Origin of the sequence: Caballeronia sp. ATUFL_F1_KS4A, from assembly GCF_023630905.1 — a bacterium.
Taxonomy (GTDB): Bacteria; Pseudomonadota; Gammaproteobacteria; order Burkholderiales; family Burkholderiaceae; genus Caballeronia; species Caballeronia zhejiangensis.
In genome coordinates, this window is sequence record NZ_JALQEB010000030.1 from 83,752 (window position 1) to 104,482 (window position 20,731).

20 protein-coding genes are annotated in these 20,731 nt (G+C 63.8%); 10 read left to right on the forward strand and 10 right to left on the reverse strand.

Features of this window, described 5'->3' with window-relative positions; all coding sequences use genetic code 11:
* Positions 1 to 176 precede the first annotated feature (176 nt).
* Complete coding sequence (locus NCS03_RS18005; RefSeq protein ID WP_250529514.1) at positions 177 to 959, forward strand: DUF2092 domain-containing protein; 783 nt, start codon at positions 177 to 179, stop codon at positions 957 to 959.
* Between the two features lie 129 nt (positions 960 to 1,088).
* The gene (locus NCS03_RS18010; RefSeq protein ID WP_309792415.1) at positions 1,089 to 1,511 is read left to right on the forward strand and encodes a DUF6515 family protein; all 423 of its coding nucleotides are present in this window, start codon (positions 1,089 to 1,091) and stop codon (positions 1,509 to 1,511) included.
* An 18-nt stretch (positions 1,512 to 1,529) separates the two neighbouring features.
* On the opposite strand, the gene NCS03_RS18015 is transcribed toward NCS03_RS18010, so the two are convergent.
* Genes NCS03_RS18015 through NCS03_RS18025 form a run of 3 tightly spaced genes read right to left on the reverse strand, consistent with a single transcriptional unit; the run spans position 1,530 to position 4,472 of the window.
* Positions 1,530 to 2,846 (reverse strand): MFS transporter, encoded by a 1,317-nt coding sequence (locus NCS03_RS18015; protein ID WP_250529515.1) that lies wholly within the window; start codon positions 2,844 to 2,846, stop codon positions 1,530 to 1,532.
* A 40-nt stretch (positions 2,847 to 2,886) separates the two neighbouring features.
* On the reverse strand, positions 2,887 to 3,630 hold the full coding sequence (locus tag NCS03_RS18020; protein ID WP_008353153.1) for an SDR family oxidoreductase: 744 nt from the start codon (positions 3,628 to 3,630) through the stop codon (positions 2,887 to 2,889).
* Positions 3,627 to 4,472 (reverse strand): fumarylacetoacetate hydrolase family protein, encoded by an 846-nt coding sequence (locus NCS03_RS18025; protein ID WP_008353152.1) that lies wholly within the window; start codon positions 4,470 to 4,472, stop codon positions 3,627 to 3,629. The genes NCS03_RS18020 and NCS03_RS18025 overlap by 4 nt, the downstream gene beginning before the upstream one ends.
* Before the next feature lie 132 nt (positions 4,473 to 4,604).
* Here NCS03_RS18025 and NCS03_RS18030 point away from each other — a divergent pair, with 132 nt between their 5' ends.
* Entirely contained in the window at positions 4,605 to 5,543 is a 939-nt protein-coding gene (locus NCS03_RS18030) for a LysR family transcriptional regulator (RefSeq protein ID WP_008353151.1), read from the forward strand.
* Positions 5,544 to 5,582: 39 nt separating this feature from the next.
* Here the strand turns inward: NCS03_RS18030 and NCS03_RS18035 are convergent, their stop codons facing one another.
* Positions 5,583 to 6,014: an OsmC family protein gene (locus NCS03_RS18035; RefSeq protein ID WP_008353150.1), complete on the reverse strand. Its 432-nt coding sequence runs from the start codon at positions 6,012 to 6,014 to the stop codon at positions 5,583 to 5,585.
* A gap of 170 nt (positions 6,015 to 6,184) precedes the next feature.
* Between NCS03_RS18035 and NCS03_RS18040 the strand changes: the two genes are divergently transcribed.
* Positions 6,185 to 7,525 carry an NAD(P)/FAD-dependent oxidoreductase gene (locus tag NCS03_RS18040; protein ID WP_008353148.1) on the forward strand — a complete coding sequence of 447 codons (1,341 nt, stop codon included), beginning with the start codon at positions 6,185 to 6,187 and terminating at the stop codon, positions 7,523 to 7,525.
* A 131-nt stretch (positions 7,526 to 7,656) separates the two neighbouring features.
* Complete coding sequence (locus NCS03_RS18045) at positions 7,657 to 8,310, forward strand: DsbA family oxidoreductase (RefSeq protein WP_033537055.1); 654 nt, start codon at positions 7,657 to 7,659, stop codon at positions 8,308 to 8,310.
* 16 nt (positions 8,311 to 8,326) lie between these two features.
* Here NCS03_RS18045 and NCS03_RS18050 read toward each other — a convergent pair whose 3' ends face one another.
* From NCS03_RS18050 to ypfJ, 3 genes are all read right to left on the reverse strand, one after another.
* Positions 8,327 to 9,229 carry a flagellar brake protein gene (locus NCS03_RS18050; protein WP_175979421.1) on the reverse strand — a complete coding sequence of 301 codons (903 nt, stop codon included), beginning with the start codon at positions 9,227 to 9,229 and terminating at the stop codon, positions 8,327 to 8,329.
* 176 nt (positions 9,230 to 9,405) lie between these two features.
* A complete protein-coding gene (gene waaC, locus NCS03_RS18055; RefSeq protein ID WP_250435909.1) occupies positions 9,406 to 10,419 on the reverse strand; it encodes a lipopolysaccharide heptosyltransferase I in 1,014 nt (337 codons plus the stop codon).
* 195 nt (positions 10,420 to 10,614) lie between these two features.
* Complete coding sequence (gene ypfJ / locus NCS03_RS18060) at positions 10,615 to 11,487, reverse strand: KPN_02809 family neutral zinc metallopeptidase (protein WP_175979423.1); 873 nt, start codon at positions 11,485 to 11,487, stop codon at positions 10,615 to 10,617.
* 402 nt (positions 11,488 to 11,889) lie between these two features.
* Between ypfJ and NCS03_RS18065 the strand changes: the two genes are divergently transcribed.
* From NCS03_RS18065 to NCS03_RS18075, 3 genes are read left to right on the forward strand one after another with little or no spacing between them, the layout of a single operon-like run.
* Positions 11,890 to 13,287, forward strand: coding sequence for a cytochrome ubiquinol oxidase subunit I (locus NCS03_RS18065; RefSeq protein ID WP_175979424.1), 1,398 nt, complete (start codon positions 11,890 to 11,892; stop codon positions 13,285 to 13,287).
* Positions 13,288 to 13,291: 4 nt separating this feature from the next.
* Positions 13,292 to 14,293, forward strand: a complete 1,002-nt coding sequence (gene cydB / locus NCS03_RS18070) for a cytochrome d ubiquinol oxidase subunit II (protein WP_008353140.1) — start codon at positions 13,292 to 13,294, stop codon at positions 14,291 to 14,293.
* The gene (locus NCS03_RS18075; protein ID WP_167357759.1) at positions 14,271 to 14,408 is read left to right on the forward strand and encodes a hypothetical protein; all 138 of its coding nucleotides are present in this window, start codon (positions 14,271 to 14,273) and stop codon (positions 14,406 to 14,408) included. The genes cydB and NCS03_RS18075 overlap by 23 nt, the downstream gene beginning before the upstream one ends.
* A 14-nt stretch (positions 14,409 to 14,422) precedes the next feature.
* Here NCS03_RS18075 and NCS03_RS18080 read toward each other — a convergent pair whose 3' ends face one another.
* Both NCS03_RS18080 and mnmH read right to left on the reverse strand, forming a co-directional pair.
* On the reverse strand, positions 14,423 to 15,472 hold the full coding sequence (locus tag NCS03_RS18080; protein WP_250529516.1) for a permease: 1,050 nt from the start codon (positions 15,470 to 15,472) through the stop codon (positions 14,423 to 14,425).
* A gap of 29 nt (positions 15,473 to 15,501) precedes the next feature.
* The gene (gene mnmH / locus NCS03_RS18085; protein ID WP_008353138.1) at positions 15,502 to 16,566 is read right to left on the reverse strand and encodes a tRNA 2-selenouridine(34) synthase MnmH; all 1,065 of its coding nucleotides are present in this window, start codon (positions 16,564 to 16,566) and stop codon (positions 15,502 to 15,504) included.
* A gap of 145 nt (positions 16,567 to 16,711) precedes the next feature.
* Between mnmH and NCS03_RS18090 the strand changes: the two genes are divergently transcribed.
* Both NCS03_RS18090 and eutC read left to right on the forward strand, forming a co-directional pair.
* Positions 16,712 to 18,088 carry an ethanolamine ammonia-lyase subunit EutB gene (locus NCS03_RS18090; RefSeq protein ID WP_250529517.1) on the forward strand — a complete coding sequence of 459 codons (1,377 nt, stop codon included), beginning with the start codon at positions 16,712 to 16,714 and terminating at the stop codon, positions 18,086 to 18,088.
* A complete protein-coding gene (eutC, locus tag NCS03_RS18095; protein ID WP_250440661.1) occupies positions 18,085 to 18,843 on the forward strand; it encodes an ethanolamine ammonia-lyase subunit EutC in 759 nt (252 codons plus the stop codon). The genes NCS03_RS18090 and eutC overlap by 4 nt, the downstream gene beginning before the upstream one ends.
* On the opposite strand, the gene NCS03_RS18100 is transcribed toward eutC, so the two are convergent.
* Positions 18,840 to 20,702 (reverse strand): sigma-54-dependent Fis family transcriptional regulator, encoded by a 1,863-nt coding sequence (locus NCS03_RS18100; RefSeq protein WP_250529518.1) that lies wholly within the window; start codon positions 20,700 to 20,702, stop codon positions 18,840 to 18,842. The genes eutC and NCS03_RS18100 overlap by 4 nt on opposite strands.
* Between the last annotated feature and the right edge of the window lie 29 nt (positions 20,703 to 20,731).

Sequence of the window (20,731 nt, forward strand, 5' to 3'; positions counted from 1 at the left end):
CGGGCACGAAGCAAAAACCGAAAATCAGTGTTTCAGTTGAACTGACGCACTTCCATCATATAATTTATTTCAATCGGCAAAGAAAATTTACGCGGACTAAATCATGTTCCTATAACAAAAAGGTATTCTCTGATGATTATCTCGTCGAATTTCAATCATCAATTCAGGAGAAGACAATGACGACTATCTTCGCGAAACTCGCGCTGTGCGCCGCGGTTGCAGGCGCGTTATGCAGCATGGTAAGCGCATCGGCGAAGGAAACGGCGACCGCGCATAAACCAGATCCCGCCGCAATGGAAGCGCTGGCCAAAATGAGCGCTTATATGCAAACCGTGAAGCAGTTCGTTCTGGATGTCGATTCGACGACAGATCAAATCATGGTGGACGGTAAAACGGCACAATTGGTCCAGTTGTCGCACACGACGAAGCTGACCGTAAATCGCCCCGATCATCTCAAGGCGGATATTTCCGGCGGTGCGCCTGGCAGCAGTCGTCACGCCTATTTCGACGGAAAGCACTTCACGCTTTACACTGAGCCGGGCAAATACTATGCGACGGTGCCGGCGCCGGCCACCATCAAGGAACTGATCAACGATCTCGGCGACAAGTACGGAATCGAATTGCCGTTAAGCGATATTTTCACGCTGGGAGCGAATCCGGACGACATGAAAAGAGTGCTTTCCGCCGCCTATCTCGGTGACGAGACAATAAACGGCGCGACGTGCTCACATTATGCATACCACGAAAAATCGGTCGATTGGCAGCTCTGGGTTCAGAAAGGCGATAAACCGCTGCCGTGCAAGTTGAATATCGTGACATTGTCGGACAAGGAGCGGCCGCAATACACGGCGATTTATCGCTGGAACCTCAATCCTGAAATCGGAAATGGCGCATTCGCATTCTCGGCCCCTGAGAACGCGCGCGAAATCAAAATCGTGCAGGTCAAAGACACGCAATAATCGATTAATGTAGAGATCATCATCATGAATTTGAAGAACTTCTCAAGCACGGCATGCGCGGCGCTCTTACTGGCAGCAATCGCGTCGACGGCAAGCGCCTTTCAAGTCCGCGGCGGCGCTCAAACGTCCGTGAATAGCGGCGCCTGGCAGAGCGCGCATGAAACCAATGTCGCGACACGGCAAGCCAACCGCACGACGCGTGAGGGCAACCGGCAGGACACCGTTCAGCAGGTCAGTTCGAACCGAACGAACGCGGCGACAAACATCAGCAATAACCGGATGAATGCGGCGCAGAACATCAGTGACAACCACGGCTGCTGCTACAACAACGGCGGCTGGTACAACGACCATCCGGTGGCAACCGCTGCCGCCGTCACGACAACCGTGGTCGCGACGGCAGCCATAGTCGGCTCCATCGTTCATACACTGCCGCCCAGTTGCTCCGCGATCAGCGTCAACGGCGTGACGTATCAGCAATGCGGCTCGACGTGGTATCAGCCGCAATACTCGGGCACGTCCGTTCAGTACGTGGTGGTCAACGCGCCTCACTGACCGGCGGTCGAGTTCGCTTCACTCGCTGCCGCTCTCGCGGAAATACAGGCGGCGCGGCAGGCCCCACACGATCAGCATCGCGCCCAGCAGGCACGCGCATGCGATCGCATAGAGGCCGGGCGTCGCGCTGCCGGTCATCGTCTTCACTTTGCCGACCATGTACGGACTGATGATCCCGCCGAACTGCCCGATCGAATTGATGAGCGCGATGCCGCTCGCCGCCGCGATGCCGGTGAGAAAGCGCGTCGGCAGAATCCAGAACAGCCCGAGCGACGTAATGATGCCCGTCGCGGCGATCGTGAGGCCGATCACGAGCATCACCGTGTTCGTCGGGAAGAAGCCGCACAGCACGTAACCGATCGTGCCCGCGAGCGCGCATGCGCCGAGGTGCCAGCGCCGTTCGCCGGTCCGGTCCGAATGCTTGCCGATCAGGATCATGCCGATGCCCGCGACCGCGTAAGGCAGCATCGAGATCAGGCCGATCATGAACGGATCGCTCGTGCCCGCGGTTTTCACGAGCTGCGGCATCCAAAAGACGAGCCCGTAGATGCCCATCGCGAGGAACAGATAGATGAGCGCCATCACGAGCGTGACGGGCTGGCTGAACGCGGCCTTCAGCGAATGCACTTCGCCGACTTTCGGATCGCGCGCGAGTTGCGCTTTCAGCGCGCGCTTTTCGCCGGCGTCGAGCCACTTTGCGTGATCGACGTCGTCATCGACGAACGCGAGCACGACAAAGCCGAGCAGCACCGACGGAATGCCTTCGAGCAGAAAGAGCCATTGCCATCCGGGCATGCCGTTCAGGCCATCGCAGAACTTCATGATCGCGCCCGACAGCGGGCTGCCGATGATCCCGCACAGCGCGATCGACGCCATGAAAAACGAGTTGATGCGCCCGCGCCGCGACGACGGAAACCACTTCGTGAAGAAGTACAGCGCGCCCGGCACGAAGCCCGCTTCGAGCGCGCCGATCAGAAAGCGCAGCACGTAGAACCACGTTTCGCTGCGCACGAACATCATGCACGCCGACGCGATGCCCCACGTAATCATGATGCGCGCGATCCAGCGCTTCGCCCCGACGCGATGCAAAACGATATTGCTTGGCACTTCGAATAAAAAGTATCCGACGAAGAATACGCTCGCCCCGAAGCCGTACATGGCGTCGGAGAAGCCGAGCTCGCTTTGCATCTGCAGCTTCGCAAAGCTGATGTTGATGCGATCGAGATACGAAAACACGAAGCACGCCACGAACAGCGGCACGAAGCGCCAGAACACTTTCTTGTAGATGCGGCTGTCGTCGAGCGTCGCCTCGCGCGGGGCGGCGAAGGTATTCATGTGGCTTGTCTCCTTGATTTTCTTGTCTTGACGCGTGTGTTCAGTAAGTCGCGCGTCCTCCGGAGAGATCGAAGACCGCGCCCGTCGTGAACGAGTTCTCCGACGAAGCGAGGAACGCGACCATCGATGCGATCTCGTTCACTTCGACGAAGCGTCCGCGCGGAATCTTCGACAGCATGTAGTCGATGTGCTCCTGCTTCATCTGCTCGAAGATTTTCGTGCGCGCGGCGGCGGGCGTCACGGCGTTCACCGCGATATCGAGGCCGGCCGTTTCCTTGCCGAGACTCTTCGTCAGCGCGATCACGCCCGCCTTCGCCGCACTGTACGCCGACGCGTTCGGATTGCCTTCCTTGCCCGCGATCGACGCGATGTTGACGATGCGTCCATAGCCGCGCGCGATCATCGCCCTGACGATCGCCTGATTCACATGGAACGCCGCGTTGAGGTCGACGTCGATCACGCGCGACCATTCTTCCGGCGCGTAATCGGCGACCGTCGCGTTCGCGCCCGCGATGCCCGCGCTGTGCACGAGCACGTCGATTTGCCCGAAGCGCTCCAGCGTGCGCGACGTCGCGTTGGCAACTGCATCGCGATCCGTCAGATCGACGAGCACGGTCTGAACGTCGCCCAGACGCGCGCGGGCATTCGCCAGCGCGGCTTCATCGCGATCCCACAACGAGACGCGCGCGCCGCCTTCGAATAGACGCTGCGCCACCGCGTAGCCGATGCCCTGCGCGCCGCCCGTCACGACAGCCGCGCGATTCGTGAAGTCGTATCGGTTCATGCGTCCACCGTGCGTTGTTGTTGAACGCCCAGACCTTCGATGCCGAGGCGCATCGTCTGTCCCGCGCGCAAATAGATGGCGTCCGGCTTCTGCCCCATGCCGACGCCCGGCGGCGTGCCCGTCGAAATGACATCGCCCGGTTGCAGGCTCATGAAGCGCGAGAGATACGCGACGATCTCGCCGACCTTGAAGATCATCGTGCTCGTGTTGCCGTTCTGATAACGCTTGCCGTCGACTTCGAGCCAGAGCGGGAGCTTGTGCGGATCGGGCACTTCGTCGGCGGTGACGAGCCACGGACCGATCGGGCCGAACGTATCGCAGCCCTTGCCCTTGTCCCAGGTGCCGCCGCGCTCGATCTGATATTCGCGCTCGGAGACATCGTTGATGACGCAATAACCGGCGACGTGACTCATCGCATCGGCTTCGTCGATATACGCGCCGCCCTTGCCGATCACGACGCCCAGTTCCACTTCCCAATCGGTCTTCTTCGAGCCGCGTGGAATGCGCACATCGTCGTTCGGGCCGACGACCGCCGAGAGCCACTTGTTGAACACGACCGGCTCCGACGGCACCGGCAGATTCGATTCCGCCGCGTGATCGGCGTAATTGAGCCCGATGCAGATGAACTTGCCGATGCGTCCGACACACGGCCCGATGCGTTCGTTCGAAGGCACGACGGGCAGCGTCGATGGATCGAGCTTCGCGAGACGTGCGAGCGATTCGGGCAGGAGCGCATCGCCCGCGATATCGCCGACGACGCCGGACAAGTCGCGGATCGCGCCGCTGGAATCGAGAAGGCCGGGTTTTTCGCGGCCGGGAGCGCCGTATCGCAGCAGCTTCATGAGTCGGTATTTCCTTGACGAGGTGAACGGAACCCACAATGTAGAGAACGCTGCATCGCTTGAATAATGAAAGCTGCTGCCGGGGCAATAACTTTCCGTTATCTTCTCGTTGTCCCTATGCCTGCCGAAACCATGCTGCCGAATGCCGATTCCATCGCCGCGCGCTTGCGGCTCAAGCAACTGCGCCTGCTGATCGCGCTCGACGATCATGGCTCGCTGCATCGCGCCGCCGACGAAATGGCGCTTACGCAGCCCGGCGCGACCAAGGCGCTGCGCGAGATCGAAGCGACGCTCGGCGCCACGCTCTTCACGCGTTCGGCGCAAGGCATTCAGCCGAACGAACTCGGGCGCTGCGTGATCCGCTATGCGCGGCTGATTCACATGGACGTCGCGCATTTACGCGAGGAAATGGCGGGCATTCTGCAAGGCACGGGCGGACGGCTCGCCATCGGCGCGATCACCGGCGCGGTGTCGGGCGTGCTCGTCGATGCACTCGCGCGACTGCGCGAGCGGCAGCCGGCGCTGACCATCGAAGTCGTCGAAGACACGAGCGCGCGCCTGCTCGCGCTGCTGGATCAAGGCAGGCTCGACGTCGCGATCTGCCGTGCGAGCGTCGCGCGTCAGCCGGATCATTACCACTACGTCGAGTTGCGCGACGAACCGCTCGCGATCGTCGCGGGCGTCTCCCATGCGCTCGTCGATGCACCGCGCGTCGAGTTGAGCGAACTCGCTTCGAGCCGATGGATCGTCTATCCGGCCATCATGCCGATCCGCAGCCTCTACGAGCGCGAGTTCAAGGAAGCGGGGCTGCCGCTGCCCTTGCATCCGATCGAAACGGCATCGACCATCACGACCGTCCTGCTGCTGCAGCGCGATCCGACGCTCGTCGCGATGATGCCGCTCGACATGGCGACGTTTCTCGCCGGACACGGACTCGCGAAGCGGCTTGCCATCGCGGTGCGTTCGCGCACGGAGCCGTATGGCGTCGTGACCAGAAAAGGCGCGGCATTGCCGGCGCCCGCGCGGCTCATCATCGAGGAACTGACGCGCGAAAAAAACGCGGACGGGTGATGTGCCCGTCCGCGTTTTCGGCTTCGACTGCCACGCCGCTTACGACACCAGCTCGGCGTTCAACGTGATCTTCGCGTTGCCCGCAAACAGCTTCGACACCGGACAGCCCTCTTTCGCGGCCTGCGCAGCCTTGTCGAAAGCGGCTTTGTCGGCGCCGGGAATCTTCGCCTTGAGATCGAGCTGGCAGGCGGTGATCGTGAAGCCGTCGCCGTCTTTATCGAGCGTCACGGTCGACTTGGTTTCGAGGCTCTCGGCCTTCATGCCGGCCAGCTCGAGTTGCAGCGAGAGCGCCATCGTGAAGCAGCCCGCGTGCGCCGCGCCGATCAGCTCTTCCGGATTGGTGCCCGGACCTTCCTCGAAGCGCGACTTGAAGCCGTACGGCGCCTCGTTGAGCACGCCGGTCTGCGTCGAGATGAAACCCTTGCCGTCCTTGATGCCGCCGCTCCATTTTGCCGATGCTGTCTTTTGCACGAGAGTTCTCCAGAAGATGAATTGGAACCGACGATTCGCACGCGCCGTGCCCGAACGGCGCCCTTCGATAGCCCGAGCGCTTGCATCGTAGCCGATCGCTCGAGCGGGTGCAGGGAGCCTGCGCATTGGACTATCATCGCCCGTTCGCGTTTAACACAACACCACATCACATGGGTCCACCTACCGAACGCATCACCGAAGACCGCACGCCGCCCGATCACGTCGATGTCGTCGTCGTGGGCGGCGGCGTCATCGGCATCAGCACGGCGCGCGCGCTCGCCGAAAAAGGCTTGTCGGTCGCCGTGTGCGAAAAGGGCTATATCGCCGGCGAGCAATCGAGCCGCAACTGGGGATGGTGCCGCGCGACGCATCGCGACCTGCGCGAACTCGAACTGAGCCTCGAAAGCCTCAAGCTCTGGCGGCGCATCGATGCGGAACTGGGCATCGACACCGGCTTTCGCGAATGCGGCATTCTCTACGCCGCCGACGATGCCAAAGCCCTCGCCGATCACGAAGCATGGCTCGCGCGCGCCGTCGCGCTCGTCGGCCGCGACGCGCTCGATTCGCGTATCACGTCGCCCGACGAAACCGGCGCGTTGATGTCCGGCACGTCGCGACGCTTCGCGGGCGGCATCTACACACCGAGCGATGGCCGCGCGGAACCGCAACGCGCCGTGCCCGCCATGGCCGCAGCGCTGCGCGAACGCGGCGTGAAAGTGCTCACGCCCTGTGCGGTGCGCGGCATCGAAACGAGCGGCGGCGCGATACACGGCGTGGTCACGGAACACGGACGCATCCGCTGTTCGAGCGTGGTCATCGCGGGCGGCGCGTGGACGCGCTATTTCGCGGGCAGTCTCGGCGTAGATGTGCCGCAACTCATGGTGCGTTCGTCGGTCATGCGCACCGCGCCGCTCGACGGCGGACCCGACGTCAGCGCGTGCAATCAGGAAATGGGCTATCGCAAGCGTCTGGACGGCGGCTACACCATCGCGAATGCGTTTCACAGCTATCACGACATCACGCCCGACAGCTTTCGGCTCCTCGTCAAATTCCTGCCCGCGCTCAGGAGCCAGATCGGTTCGATCAAGCTCGGACTCAACGCGCGCTTCTTCGAGGAACTTCGACGCCCGCGCCGCTGGCCGCTCGACCGGCCGACCGTCTTCGAAACCGCGCGCACGCTCGATCCGGTGCCGGTCGAATCGTTCAACGAAGCGGCGGTCACGGAGTTCCGCAAGCTCTTTCCGGCGCTGAATCCATTGCGCATCGAACAAGCGTGGGCGGGCTATATCGACGTGACGCCAGATGCCGTGCCGGTCATCTCCCGCGTGGATGGCAAACCGGGGCTTTTCATCGCGACGGGTTTCTCGGGGCACGGCTTCGGCATCGGTCCGGGCGCGGGCCGACTGATGGCGGATATCGTCGCGAACGACGCACCGATCGTCGATCCGCGCGCGTTTCGCCTGTCGCGCTTCTTCGACGGCAGCAAGATCGAGCTCGACGGCGGATTCTGATGCGTCGCGCGACCGCGCGTCGGCCGCGCGCACGCGCTAACATACCGGTTTTGCGGACGTCGCCGGAGACGCGGCGTTCGCCCGGTTCAGTCAAACGGCGCAAACACGCGCCGTTCGTTTTTGAGGCTCACATGGCATCCACGTCAGTTCTTTATATCGACGTCTGGTCGGACTTCGTGTGTCCGTTCTGCTATCTCGAGACGCCCGTGCTCGACCAGTTCCGCAACGCATACGGCGATGCGGTCGAGATTCGCTGGCACGCGTTCGAATTGCGTCCGGAGCCGACGCCGCTCGTCGATCCGAACAGCGAGCAGATCGTCGAATCGTGGGAGAAATCGGTGCGTCCGCTCGCGGAAGAACGCGGCGTGACGATGCGTATGCCGCCGGTCGCGCCGCGCAGCCGCAAGGCATTCGAGACGGCGATGTTCGCGCGCGAATCCGGCCGCTACGATCTCGTGCATCGGGCGATTTTCAAGGCGTATTTCGAGGAAGGCATCGATATCGGCGATACCGACGCGCTGCTCGACATCGCGGCGACCTGCGGCGTGGATCCCGAACTGCTCGAGGAAGCGCTCGATGACGGCACGTACACCGATCTCGTGATCGAAGACGAAGAGTTCGCGAAGAAGCTCGGCGTGACGGGCGTGCCGTTCGCTGTGCTGTCGCGCGAGCCCGCGCCCGGCCAGGAACCGCCGCCGCCGATCGCGCTGCGCGGCGCCGCGCCGATTCAGCATTTCGAGGCGGCGGTCGAGCGGCTCTTTCCCGACGGCTTTCCGGGCGCCTGAAGCGCGTCGAGGCCGCTTAGCTGTGCTCGGCCATGAACGATTTCAGCGCGATCCGCTGCGACGGTTCGAGCGTTTCGAACTCGAGCCCGTACGCCGCGCTGCCATCGGCAGGATCGGTCGCGCCGACATGGCGCACGATCGCGATGGTCTCGATCTTCACCTCGACGCCATCGGTCCTGAACTGAAATGAAAGTTGCAGACGCTCGCCCATGTGCGCGACCGGATTCGCGACGGTCAGCGACATGCCGTACGGACTGATGTCGCTCACGCGGCCCAGTTGCAGGGCGCTCTGCGGCTCCCCGACGGCCGCGAAATGCGCCGCGAGACGAGTCGGCATCCGCGCGAACTTGCGCGTGCGCAATCGGCGGATCGCGCCCGGCGCCGATAGCACCGCGTAATTGAACGGCTCGCGGCAGGTGGCATCGACGGTGCAGGCGAAGCGGAACACGCCCCGCCCCGTCAGCGCGACCAGATCGACCTGCTCGCCCAGCGTCAGAACGAGCGGATCGAATCCCGCCATCAAAGGCTGCGTCACGAAGAGCGAACGCTCGCCATTGCGGCGCGGCGTCGAAAAGCCGATCACGCGGCTCGCGTACATGGCAGAACCCGTGCCGCCCGTGCCGCGCAAGCCGACCCGCGCGCCGATCGTGAGACCGATGTCCTCCAGCGTCAGCGGCCCGTCCTTCGCGAACTCTTCCTCGGGCGCGCTCGGCGCTGCCGCCTGAATCGCACGATTCGGCTCGAAGTGCCGGAACATGAATTCGAGCGCCGCGCCGTCCGGCACGACGGCGCCGGCGTCGAACAAGATCGCGCCATCTGCGGCGACGATCGGCCATTCGAGCGGCGTGCCAAGCGGAATCTCGGACGGTTCGAGACGCGCCAGCGACTGGCGCGCATCTGCGACGGTTTCTTCGGTCATCTTATCGGACGATTCTTAGGTGTTTTCCGCAATCGTCGTGCTTGCCGGGGTTGCCGTCAAGTGCTGTATGGCAAGTTTTACGTTAGCGTACTGATATTTTTTCCGCGCGATGGATTTTCTACCGGGCCAAGCGTCGGCATGAGTTTATGCGCACAAAGTTTCGCTGCGACTCATGTTCAGCGAACCGTAGCGCCCGATTCGGCCGAATGAGGAACGGGTTTTTGCGGCGAATTCGTCACGCTTTCGATGGCAGCCAGCACTTGCGGCACGTCGGGAGGTGCGCCCTCTTCGCCGATCGACACCGACCGTCCGGGATCATTCACGCCGAAATGCTCTCGCGAGGTCGCGGCAAACAACATGACGGTGCGGCGCTGCAAGGCGTGCGCGAGATGCACGAGCCCGGTATCCGCGCCGACAACGAGTTCAGACGCCTGAATCCAGTGCGCGCATTCCACGACCGACAGCTTCGGCAGCACGGTCGCACCCGGCACGAGCGCGGCGATGGCTCGCGCCTCGTCCTGCTCGCGCTCCGTTCCCCACGGCAGCGCGATCGAATAACCGCGCGCGGTCAGCCAGCGGCCGACTTCGCCCCAATGCGACTGCGGCCACTTCTTCACGTCCGCCGACGTCGCATGAAACAGCATCGCGATGCGCGCGTCGCGCGGAATGTTCAGCTCGCGGGTGAGCGCGGGCAGGCGGATGTTGAAGTCGGGCGGGTCTTCCAGACGATAGCCGAGCGCATCCGCGACGCTCACGCGCATGCCGCGCCAGGCATCGGTGAGCGGACGCGGACCGAAGCGCGCGTTGTACGCGAAAGCCGCGCCGCGCTCGCCGAGATCCTGATTCAGATACCCGTAACGCCGCCGTCCGCGCGCGATGAACGCGATGATCGCGCTCTTGTAGACACCGTGAATATCGACGATCACGTCGTATTTTTCCGCGCGCAACTCACCGATCGACGCGCCGATCTCCTTCAGATCGTTCCAGCTGCGCGCCTTCTTGAACTTGCGCAAGGGCGCGCTCAGCACGCGATCGACGCCGGGATTCCAGCGGATGATATCGGCGAAGGCGGCGTCCGCGGCCCAGTCGATTTTGGCGGAAGGAAACGCGCGCCGCAGATCGGCAACGACGGGTAGCGTCTCGACGATATCGCCGAGAGACGTGACTTTGACGATCAGAATTCGCTTCATGAACGGGACGAGAATGTTCCGGTGCGAGTCGCGGCCAGCGGCAATGCTGGGCCGAACCCGGAAAACCAGCGATTCTAATGAATTTGAGACGAACGCGATGTCAGCGTTTGTAAGGACTATCCGGAAACGGACGCTGCGACGGCTTCAGAATAGACCAATTCACAGCGTCCGGTTGCCGCGACGCGCGCCCGTCGATCAGAGCGAACGCGTCGAGAACGTGTCGCACTGGGCGACATCGCCCGATGACATGCCGCGCCGCAGCCAACGCTGGCGTTGCGCGCTCGTCCCGTGCGTGAACGCCTCGGGCACGACGCGACCTTGCGATTGCTGTTGCAGACGGTCATCGCCGATCGCGGCCGCCGCGTTCAAGCCTTGCTCGAAATCGCCCGGCTCGATCAGCTTCGCGTTCTCGCGCTGCGCGACCGCGGCCCAGACGCCCGCGAAGCAATCCGCCTGCAACTCGACGCGCACCGACAGCGCGTTCGCCTGCTCGCGCGACATTTGCGAGCGCGCCTGATCGACCTTGTTCATGATGCCGAGCACGTTCTGAACGTGATGCCCGACTTCATGCGCGATCACATACGCCTGCGCGAAATCGCCACTCGCGCCGAAGCGGTCGCGCAACTCGCGATAGAACGAAAGATCGATGTACACCTTGCGGTCGTTCGGGCAATAGAACGGGCCCATGGCTGCCTGCCCGGTGCCGCACGCGGTTTGCGTGGCGCCGGAAAACATCACGAGCCGCGGCGCCGGATAGTCCTGATTGAACTGCGCGCGAAAGATGTGCTGCCACGTCTGTTCCGTGTTGCCGAGCACGCGGCGCACGAACACGGCGCCGGGATCGTTGGCCGGTTGCGCATTGGACGGTGCGGCCTGCTGTTGCGGCGCGTTGCCATGCAGAACTTGCGCGCCGTTGATGATCGTCATCGGATTGATGCCGAAGAAATACGACGCCGCGAGCGCCACGACGATCGTCCCGATGCCGATCGATCCGCCGCCCATTCGAAAACCGCCCCCGCCGCGCCGGTCCTCTACATTCTGACTTTCCTGCTGGTCATCGAGGCGCATGATGCTTCTCCTTCCTACGCGCACGTCGCGCGTGTCAAAAGCGATTATGGTAACCGCGCCTGTCGCACGTCCCGTGCCGCGACAACGTAAAAGTTCTTTCTGAACCGATCAAAACCGGCGCCTCTTGCGCGCGGCGATTCCAGTGCGGTCGATTGTCGCGAAAACGCGTGCGCGATCTTGCCGCGCCGCACTATATCTCCATCTCGAAATCATCGAGAAATCAATCCGATAGCGGTGCTAAACCCTTGAAACTGCGGCATTGCGCGCAATGACAATTCACTGACGCAGCGCAACACCCGTCTCGAAATAGAGCTAAGCTCCGGCCCGTCGCACGTCTCGATCAGCACAGGACACAACCGCTCCCGACTGCGGGCGCGCGTGAATTTCAAGGCACAAGTCATCATGCATTCGACTCCCGAAGCACTCGATCTGGCGCGCATCCAGTTCGCGTTCACCGTCTCGTTCCACATCATCTTTCCGGCGCTTTCCATCGGGCTCGCGAGTTTCATCGCCGTGCTCGAAGGCGCGTGGCTCAAAACCGGCAAGCCGGTCTACAAGGAGCTGTGTCTCTTCTGGTCGAAAGTCTTTGCCGTCGCGTTCGGCATGGGCGTCGTGTCGGGCGTCGTCATGGCGTACGAATTCGGCACCAACTGGGGCGGCTTTTCGAGCTTCGCCGGTCCGATCACCGGGCCGCTGCTCACCTATGAAGTGATGACCGCGTTCTTCCTCGAAGCGGGCTTCCTCGGCATCATGCTGTTCGGCTGGAACAAGGTCGGCCCGAAGGCGCACTTCGGCGCAACGCTGATGGTCGCCATCGGCACGCTCATCTCCACCTTCTGGATTCTCGCCTCGAATAGCTGGATGCAGACGCCGCAGGGCTTTCGCATCGAAGGCGATCATGTCGTACCGGTCGACTGGTGGGCGATCATCTTCAATCCGTCGTTTCCGTACCGGCTCGCGCATATGGCGATTGCGGCGTTCATCGTGGCGGCGCTCGTCGTGGCCGCGACCGGCGCGTGGCATCTGCTGAAAGGCCGGCGCGATCCGGCCATCAAGAAGATGTTTTCGATGTCGCTCTGGCTGCTGCTCGCCCTGACGCCGATTCAGGCGCTCGTCGGCGACGCGCACGGCCTCAACACGCGCGAACATCAGCCGGCGAAGATCGCGGCGATCGAAGGCATCTGGGAAACGGAGAAAGGCGGCACCGCGCTCAATCTCTTCGGCATTCCCGACATGGAAGCCGAAACGACGAAATACGCCGTGCAGATTCCGCATCTCGGCAGCCTGATCCTCACGCATAGCTGGGACGGCGAGATTCGCGGCCTGAAGGAATTCCCGAAGGAAGATCGTCCGAACTCGACGCTCGTGTTCTGGAGCTTCCGCGTGATGGCCGGACTCGGCGTGCTGATGATCGTGATGTCGTTCGCGGCGTGGTGGCTGCATCGCAGGCGCAAGCTGTTCGAGGCGCGCTGGTTCCATCGCTTTGCGCTTGCGATGGGTCCGAGCGGATTCATCACGCTGCTCGCGGGCTGGGTCACGACCGAAGCCGGACGCCAGCCTTGGGTCGTGTACGGCGTGATGCGTACTGCCGATGCCGTCTCGCCGGTCACGGCGCAGCAAGTCGGCGTGTCGCTGCTCGCGTTCGTGATCGTCTACACGATCGTCTTCGGCACGGGCATCTACTACTTGCTGAAGCTGCTGCGTCACGGCCCCGCGTTGCCGGGCGCGTCGACGCAGCCGTCGGACGGCAGCGCGCGGCGTCCGCTCAGCCTTCCGAATCAGTCCATCGAAGGAGCTTAAGAACATGGACCTCACACTCGCCTGGGCCGCGATCATCGCGTTCGGCCTGTTCCTTTACGTCGTGCTCGACGGCTTCGACCTCGGCATCGGCATTCTCTTCCCGTTCTTTCCGGATCAGCACGATCGCGACGTGATGATGAACACCGTCGCGCCCGTCTGGGACGGCAACGAAACGTGGCTCGTGCTCGGCGGCGCGGGATTGTTCGCCGCGTTCCCGATGGTTTATTCGACCGTGCTGTCCGCGCTGTATCTGCCGCTCGTGCTGATGCTCGTGTGCCTGATTTTCCGCGGCGTGTCGTTCGAAATCCGCGCGAAGGCGCAGCGCACGAAGCATATGTGGGATCTGGCGTTCATCGGTGGATCGGCGGGCGCGACGTTCTTTCAGGGCGTGGCGCTCGGCGCGTTTCTCGACGGCATTCCGGTCGCCGACGGCCGTTTTTCCGGCGATGCCTTCGGCTGGTTCACGCCCTTCTCGATCTTCACGGGCGGCGCGCTGGTCGTCACTTATGCGCTGCTCGGCGCGTGCTGGCTGATCGCGAAAACGGAAGGCGATCTGCAGCGGCGGATGTATCGCGTCGTGTGGCCGCTGACCGTTCTGCAACTCGCGACGATCGCGGTCGTCAGCATCTGGACGCCGTTGCAAGACGCGGGCATCGCGTCGCGCTGGTTCGATTCGCCGTGGTTCTATCGCATGTTGCCGGTGCCCGTGCTCGTCGCGGTTTGCGCGTGGGCGATGCGCCGCTCGATCGCATCGCGTCACGAGAAGCGGCCGTTTGCCGTCGCGCTCGGCTTCGTGTTTCTCGGCTACTCGGGTCTGGTGCTGAGCGTGTCGCCGCACGAGATTTTCCCCGGCGTTTCGATCTGGGATGCGGCCGCGCCCCGTTCGAGCCAGCTCTTCACGATCGTCGGCGCGGCGGTGATTCTGCCTGTGATCGTCGCTTACACGACGCTAGGCTATTGGGTCTTCAGAGGAAAGGTGCGTCATGGCGAACATCACTACCATTGAGCGCGCGCGCAAGGTGTTCTGGTTCGTCGCATTGTGGATGGCGGGCGTCGGCGGCGCGATGCTGCTCGCGCTGCCGTTCAAGTTGCTGATCAAGGCGGGCGCGGCGATTCATTGAGGCGCCGCGCGCGTTCAGAACACCGCCGCCGCAATCACCCCGCCAACGATCCCGAACACCACGACCGACGCCGCCACGAACGCGAGCACGCGCGGCGGAAACGACCGCGCGAGCATCGCGAGCGACGGCACGCTGACGGGCGGCAAGGTCATCAAGAGCGCGCCGGCCGGTCCCGTCGCCATGCCGAGCGAAAGCATCGCCTGAATGATGGGCACTTCGCCGGCGGTCGGAATCACGAAGAGCGTGCCCGCGACGGCAAACGCCGCGATCCACCACATGCCGTTGCCGATATCCGGACCGATGTGCGGAAAGAGCCAGGCGCGCGCCGCGCCAAGCAGCAGCACGAGCACGATGTATTCGGGCACGAGCCGCAACGTCATGCGTCCGAGAATTTTGATCCAGCGCGAAAACGCCGTGCCCGGCTCGTCCTCTTCGATCAGCTTGGCAAGCGCCTGACGCGACGACGACGCCTGCGCCGGCGTCACCATCCGGTTGATCGCGTAGCCGAGGCCGAACACCATCAGCACGCCGAGCACGAGCCGCAAACCGGTCCACTGCCAGCCGAGCACGAAGCCCATGAAAACCAGCGCCGCCGGATTGAGCACGGTATTGCCGAGCCAGAACGCGACGGCCGCGCCCGGCGCCGCTTCGCGCGCACGCAGCCCCGCGACGACGGGCGCGGCGCAACACGTGCACATCATGCCGGGCAAGGACATCAACCCGCCGTTCACGACGCTGCCGAAGTTGTGCTCGCCCAGCGCCCGCGCGACCCAGCGCGGCGGAATCAGCGCCTGCACCGCGGAGCCGAGCAGAAGGCCGAGCACCATCGCCTGCCAGATAGCCTTGCCGTAGGCGATCGCGTAGTCGAGCGCGGCTTGCCACGACGGCTCCGGCGCGCTCGCCGACGTGCCCATCAGAATGGATTTGCCGATCGAATGCTGGCTCGCCGCGACGAACGCGCGGTTGTAGTACGGAAACCATTTCACGTAGAACAGGCCCACGACGGCGATCAGCAGGAATACCAGCCAGCCGCGTGCGACGCGAGGTTGTGAAAACGTGGTCATATCTTTTTCTTTCGAGTGATGAGGTTGAATCAGAGCGCGGGCGTCGTCTCGGCGAGCCGGGCGAGCAAGGCTTTCGCCTGATCGACGCTGTCCGCGTCGTTCGGACGGAACAGCACGTGCGCCGCATGCGGCAGCTTCGTATAGAGCGCCTGGCTGCTGCGTCCATACGCCGGATCGTAATGACGGTCGATCAGTTCGGCGAAAAGCTCCGCGCGCGCGTTGTCATCGATCAGCCGATGCCAGTGCGCGACGCGCTCCCGGCTATGCAGCGCGACGAGCTTCGACAATTGCGCCTTGAAAAACGCGGGATCGTCGAAAAGATGCGCGTAATCCTGCAGCAAGAACGCGATGCGGTCCTCGCGCCGCGCCTCGACTTCCACGCACGATGCCGCGTGCAGATTGTCGAGGATGGCGTCGGGCATCGTGATCGATCCGATGCGCCGCCCTTCCGCTTCGACAAAAACCGGTTTCGCCGGATCGAAGCCCGAAAGCGTCTTCAGGAGCGCCGAATCGAACGCTTTTTGCGTCGGCTGCGGGCGTCCCGGCAGCGCGCCGAGCAAGGAACCGCGATGCGCGGCGAGTCCTTCGAGATCGAGCGTCTGCGCGCCCGCCGCGTCGAGCGCCTTCAGCAGCCGCGTCTTGCCGCTGCCCGTATGGCCGATCAGCGCGACATAGCGAAAACGTCCGGGCAGCGTGCCGAGCCGCTCGATCACGTCGCGCCGATAGCTCTTGTAGCCGCCGTCGAGTTGCCGGGCCTGCCAGCCGATCATGTTGAGCCACGTCGTCATCGAGCCGGAGCGCTTGCCGCCGCGCCAGCAATAGACGAGCGGACGCCAGTTGCGCGGCTTGTCGGCGAAGATCGTGTCGAGATGCATCGCGATATTGCGCGCGACCATCGCCGCGCCGACGCGCGTCGCCTCGAACGGCGAGACCTGCTTGTACATCGTCCCGACGATCACGCGCTCTTCGTTGCTGAGCACGGGCGCGTTGATCGCGCCGGGAATGTGATCCTCGGCGAATTCGAGCGGTGTGCGGACGTCGACGATTTCATCGAACTCGCTCAGGCGATCGATGGGAACGAGCAGGTTTTTCACGGGCTTGCGGGCGGGTTTTGGCTGAATCGAGCGAAAAATTATCGCATGCGGGCGGATTTCGGCCCGGACGCGCTTTTTTTGACCGACGCGCGATGCCCACGAAAGCGGCTAAAGTGCATGAATCGATGCTTCCGAGAGGAAAGCGATGAGCTTTCACGAGACGATTGGCGCGCGCCGCTACCGCTTCGACGATCTGAAGACGCTGCTCGCGCGCGCCAGCCCGCGGCGCTCCGGCGACGAACTCGCGGGCATCGCGGCCGCCACCGAGGAAGAACGCGTGGCCGCGAAAATCGCGCTCGCGCAGTTGCCGCTCGCCGCGTTTCTCGACGAGCCGCTCATTCCCTACGAGGACGACGAAGTCACGCGCCTCATCGTCGATACGCATTCGCGCGAAGCGTTCGCGCCGATCGCGCACCTGGCGGTCGGCGAATTCCGCGAGTGGCTGCTCGCCGATACCACCGACACCGCCGCGCTCGAACGCATCACGATGGGCGTGACGCCGGAGATGGCCGCCGCCGTTTCCAAGCTGATGCGCAATCAGGATCTGATCCTCGCTGCCAGAAAACGCCCGGTCGTCACGCGCTTTCGCACGACGATCGGCCTGCCGGGGCATCTCTCGGTGCGCCTGCAGCCGAATCATCCGACCGACGATCCGAAGGGCATCGCCGCATCGATGCTCGACGGCCTGTTGTACGGCTGCGGCGATGCCGTCATCGGCGTGAATCCCGCATCGGATTCGCCCGCCGCCATCGGCAAGCTGCTTGCGATGATGGACGATTTCCGCCAGCGCTACGACGTGCCGATGCAGTCGTGCATCCTCACGCACGTCACCAACACGCTCGCCGCCATCGAGCAAGGCGCGCCCGTCGATCTCGTGTTCCAGTCCGTCGCGGGCACGGAGCGCGCGAACGCGAGCTTCGGCGTGTCGCTCGCGTTGCTGGAGGAAGCGCGCGACGCGGCGCTCTCGCTCAAACGCGGGACCGTCGGCGATAACGTCATGTACTTCGAGACGGGGCAAGGCAGCGCGCTGTCGGCGAACGCGCATCACGGCGTCGATCAGCAGACCTGCGAAGCGCGCGCGTACGCGGTCGCGCGCCGCTTCCAACCGCTTCTGACGAACACGGTGGTCGGCTTCATCGGCCCGGAATATCTCTATGACGGACGGCAGATCATCCGCGCGGGACTCGAAGACCACTTCTGCGGCAAGCTGCTCGGCGTGCCGATGGGCTGCGACATCTGCTATACGAATCACGCCGAAGCCGATCAGGACGACATGGACACGCTCCTCACGCTGCTCGGCGTGGCGAACGTCAACTTCATCATGGGCGTGCCGGGCGCGGACGACGTGATGCTCAATTATCAAAGCACGTCGTTCCATGACGCGCTCTATATCCGCCGCGCGCTGAACCTGAAACGGGCGCCGGAATTCGAAGCGTGGCTCGCGAAGATGCGCGTCACCGATGGCCGCGGCAATCTGCTCGCCGCGCCCACGCAACCTTTGCTCGACTGGATCGACTCATGACGAACGCCGATGCCTGGGACGCGCTGCGGCGCTTCACCAACGCGCGCATCGCGCTCGGCCGCGCGGGCAGCAGCCTGCCGACCGCGCCCTTGCTCGCATTCGAACTCGCGCATGCGCAGGCGCGCGACGCGGTGCATCAGCCGCTCGATACGGCCGCGTTGCGCGAAGCCGTTCGCGCCGCCGGCTTCGATACGCTCGATGCGCAAAGCGCCGCGCCGGATCGCGATCGCTATCTGCGTCGGCCGGATCTGGGCCGCGTGCTGAACGATGAAAGCGCGCAACGGCTTGCAGCGCACGCATCCGAAAGCGATATCGTTTTCGTCGCCGCCGATGGCTTGTCGGCCTTCGCCGCGCAACGTCACGTCGCGCCCTTGCTTGCGACATTGCGTGCGCGGCTCGACGGCTGGAACGTCGGTCCCGTCGTGATCGCGACGCAGGCGCGCGTCGCCCTCGGCGATCGCATCGGTGAGCTTTTGCGGGCGCAGATCGTCGTCGTAATGATCGGCGAACGGCCGGGGCTCAGTTCGCCCGACAGCCTCGGTCTTTACGTGACCTACGCGCCGCGCGCCGGACGCAACGACGCCGAGCGCAACTGCATATCGAATGTGCGGCCCGAAGGACTCGACTACGAAATCGCCGCATTCAAGCTGATGTGGCTGCTGAACGAAGCGCGCCGCCTGAAGCTCACCGGCGTCGGGCTGAAGGATCACAGCGGCGCGTTGCCCGCGTCCGACGCGAAATTGCCAGCCGATTAAACGCGCAACTTCCGATACAGCGTCGTGCGCGATATGCCGAGCGCGCGCGCCGTCGCGGATACATTGCCGCCGTGCGCCTTGAGCGCGGCGCTCACCGCGCTCGCTTCGATGTCGACAAGACGCGCGCCGTTCGCGGGCGGCGTTGCGTTATCGAATTTGGGCTGTTCGCCGAGTTCATCGACGAAATCGTGCGGAAGATGTTCGATGCGGATATGCGTGTCGTGATCGTCGAGCATCGCGGACGCCGTGCGCAGGACGTTGCTCAACTGCCGTATGTTGCCCGGCCACGGATGACGCGCGAAGAGCGCGAGCACGTCGTCGTCGACGTGCACGACGCGCCCGGCGAAACGCTCGTGCCGCAGAATCTTGTCGACGACCGCGCGCAGGTCGGAGCGCGCGGCAAGCGGCGGCAGCGTCACCGAAAGACCGTTGATCCGGTAATACAAATCTTCGCGGAATTCGCCCTGCGCGACGCGCTCGCGCAGCTTGCGATTGCTCGCGCAGACGAGCATGAAATCGACCGGCACCGCGCGCGCGGCGCCGAGCGGCTCGACGACGCGTTCCTGCAGCACGCGCAGCAGACGGCTTTGCATCGCGAGCGGCATGTCGCCGATTTCATCGAGAAAGAGCGTGCCGCCGTTCGCCTGCACGATCTTGCCGATCGCGCCGCGCTTCGCCGCGCCCGTGAACGCGCCCTGCGCATAGCCGAAAAGCTCCGATTCGATCAGCGTCTCCGGCAGCGATGCGCAGTTCACCGCAACGAACGGCCCCGCGCGGCGCGGCGAATCGTCGTGGATCGCGCGCGCGAGCATTTCCTTGCCCGCGCCCGTTTCACCGCCGATCAGAATCGGTATGTTCTTGCCGATGACCTTGCGCACGCGCGCGACGATGTCGTTCATCTGCGCATCGCCGGTACAGAGATCGGCGAGGCTCGAACCGGCGCGCTCGCGTGTGGGAATCGTGCTCGTCGTGCTCGGGACGCTCGACATGTTCCGCGCGTGAAAATCGACGCTCGCGAACACCGCGACGCCGCTATGCAGTTCGAGCCGGCAAGGCGCATCGCCCGCGCGCGCGATGAGTTCATCGACGCGCTCGCCGAACAGCGCATCGAGCGTCTGCGAACGCAAAGCGCCGAGTTCGAGACCGAGCTGAAACTGCGCGCTGCGGTTCGCGCAGAGCAGGCGCCCGTCGAGATCGAATACGGCGATGCCTTCCATCAACGTGCCGATGAACTCGGGCCGGCTATGGAAACGGATGCGCAGGCCGTCGCTGAAGCCGCTCGCGATCAGTCGGTTCTCGATCATCTGCGCGGACATTTTCACGAGCGCCATCGTGTGCTGGTGATAGCCGCGTCGGTCGCCGGTGACATCGAGCACGCCGGAGAGATTGCCGTGCGGATCGAGGATCGGCACGCTGGAACACGTCAGAAAGTGATTGGCGCGCAGGTAGTGCTGGTCGCCGTGCACGGTGACGGCCGTGCGCTCGGCGATCGTCGTGCCGATCGCGTTCGTGCCCTGATGCTCCTCGCTCCAGAGCGCGCCCGCGCGCAGCGCGACTTTTTCGGCCCGCGCGAGGAAGTCGTCGTCGCCGAGTGAATGCAGGATCAATCCGCTCGCGTCGGTGAGCGCGATCATGCTGTGCGTATTGGCGATCTGCGCGTACAGCGTTTCCATCACCGGCAGCGCGTGAGCGAAGAGCGCACGGCTTTCATCGAGCTTGACGGCGAGCTCCGTGCCCGACAGCACGGCGTAATCCGGGCGCATCGTCTCGCACAGCCCGAACGTGGCCGAGCGCTCGTGCGAATGACGGATGACGTCGCGTTGCGCCGGCTGCAAGGCCGCGCCGATGGCATGCTGCATCGCCTCCTCCTTTTCGATTCACGGTCGCG